This is a genomic window from Prauserella endophytica (genome assembly GCF_005146945.1).
Lineage (GTDB): Bacteria > Actinomycetota > Actinomycetes > Mycobacteriales > Pseudonocardiaceae > Prauserella_A > Prauserella_A endophytica.
On sequence record NZ_SWMS01000002.1, the window covers coordinates 218413 to 220538 of the forward strand.

General features: G+C 74.2%; 3 protein-coding genes. 2 read left to right on the forward strand and 1 reads right to left on the reverse strand.

Annotated features, from left to right (window positions below; genetic code table 11):
* Window positions 1–52 precede the first annotated feature (52 nt).
* Window positions 53–1324: a S8 family serine peptidase gene (locus tag FCN18_RS05005; protein ID WP_158303054.1), complete on the reverse strand. Its 1272-nt coding sequence runs from the start codon at window positions 1322–1324 to the stop codon at window positions 53–55.
* 42 nt (window positions 1325–1366) lie between these two features.
* Between FCN18_RS05005 and FCN18_RS05010 the strand changes: the two genes are divergently transcribed.
* A complete protein-coding gene (locus tag FCN18_RS05010) occupies window positions 1367–1780 on the forward strand; it encodes a YbaB/EbfC family nucleoid-associated protein (protein WP_112270608.1) in 414 nt (137 codons plus the stop codon).
* Entirely contained in the window at window positions 1773–2096 is a 324-nt protein-coding gene (locus FCN18_RS05015; RefSeq protein ID WP_137093534.1) for a hypothetical protein, read from the forward strand. Before FCN18_RS05010 ends, FCN18_RS05015 begins: the two co-directional genes overlap by 8 nt.
* Window positions 2097–2126 lie beyond the last annotated feature (30 nt).

The following is a 2126-nucleotide window of genomic DNA, read 5'->3' on the forward strand; positions in this document are numbered from 1 at the left end:
CTCCACGGGACTTTCCGCTGCCAGGACAAGGAATCCCGGCCGGGCCACCGGATCAGCGGCCGCGGTCGCCGAACAGGCCGCCCAGCGGGCCGGGCGTCTCCGGCTCCCGGTGTGCCATGGGAGCGGCTGCCCGGCCGCTGCGCCAGCGGCGGCGGCGTCCCCTCGGGCCGAACACCGCCACGGCGGCGAGCAACGCCGCCAGTGCGACCCCGGCCGCGGTGAGCCCGAACGCCAGCGTGGTGCTGCGGGCGGTCTCCCGCTGCCTGGCGAGCTCCTCGGCCGTGGCGGCCTCGGTGGTCATGGGGGGCAGCGCGACGGGTGCCCCGGCGGCGGTCCCGGCGAGCACGGCCTGGTGCGGGTTGACGATGCCGTGCCCGTACGCGGCGCTGCCGGTGCCCTCGCTCGCCGGGGTCGCGGTGGCGAGCAGCCGCCGCGCCACATCCTCAGTGGACAGCTGAGGCCGGTACGCGCGCACGAGCGCGGCGGCGCCCGCGACGTAGGCGGTGGCGTAGGCGGTGCCTGCCGCCGTGCCGAGCCCGCCGCCGGGGCGCGGCACCACCACGTCCTCTCCCGGTGCGACGAGGTCGACCTCGCCGGGCCGGGAGAACCGGGTGATCTCGGTGGTCCGCGTGATCGCGCCGACGCCGAGCACCCCCGGATGGGCGGCCGGATAGGGCGTCGTGCCGGGAGGATCGTTCTGGCTCGCGTCGCCGACCGCCGCCACCACCACCGCGTCGCCGGCGAGCGCGCGGCGGACCGCGTCACGCAGCCGGGCACTGTCGCGGTAGGACACCGAGGAGACGGCGATCACCGACGCGTCCTGCCCGGCCGCCCAGTCGATGGCGTCGGCGAGCGTGTCGGGCGAAACCGCGTCGGCGGGCTGGGATCCCGTGGGATGGCTGTCGCCCACCACCTTGGCGGACAGGATCCGCGCGCCCGGTGCGACACCGCGGAACCCGATGCCCGGAAGCTCGGCGCCCGCGACGATGCCGGCAGCGCCGGTACCGGTGCCGAGGCAGTCGGCCTTCCCGCTGTCGCGCCCGTACGGGTCGGCGGGGGCGACGTCGGCGCTGCCCACGACCTTGCCGGCCAGGAACGGCGAGTCGTCCACCCCGGTGGAGATCACGGCCACGCGCTGCCCCTGCCCGGTGCTGGCCTGCCAGGCGAGGTCCGGCGCGAGCAGGTCCTGCGCCCACGGCACCGGCGTGATCTGCTCACCCGCGGGCAGGCACTGCTGCGCCAGCGCCGGCGCGGGCACGGCTGTGACCGCCGCGAGCGCGAGGGCGGCACAGGACAGGGCTTGCGCCCGGCGTGTTACGTACACAGGAGAACGGTAGCCACACGAGGCAACCCGGGAGGAGGCGTCATGGAGATGCCGAGCAGGACCGCGTTGGAGAGCATCATGGGCGAGCTCCGGAAGGCGATGGCGTCCATTCCGGACACCCAGCAGCGCCTGATGGAGCTTTCCGGCACGGCGTGGTCGGCGGACCGGACCGTGAAGGTGGTCGTAGGGCCGAGGGGGCAGCTGGTGGACCTCGAGATCGATCCGCGCGTGTTCCGCAGGCCGGACGCGCACGCCCTGCGCTCGGCCATCCTCGCCGCCTCGGCGCAGGCGGTGAGCCAGGTCGTGGAGAAGTCCCAGGAGCTCATGTACGAGCAGCTTCCGCCCGAGGTCGCCGAGCTGAGGGAACGGTTCCAGCCCGGGAGGCCGGATCCGGTGGCCCGTGCCTTCCGGAGTGACGCCGACATCGTCGCCGAGCGGGAGGCCGGCCGTGGCTAGCTACGTCAGCATCAACACCAGTCCCGCCGCGATCCGGTCCGCGGGCGGGCGGCTCACCGACCTCGGCAGCGGTTTCCGGGACGCGGGCAGCTGGGCCGACATCGGCGCTCTCGAGGAGTTCGGCGACGACAAGTTCGGCGCCGCGATGCGGGAACAGTATCCCGCCAGCACCTGGCCCATCTGGGACAACAAGATGTCGGTCGGCCAGTCGCTTGTGGACACCGGACAGGACTGCATGACCGCCATGGACCTCTACGAGCAGCAGGAAGGCCAGAACGCCGCCAACATCAGCAGCATCGACCCCCGCGTGGGCTGAGCGGGTCCGAAAGACCGGCAGGGGGAGCCG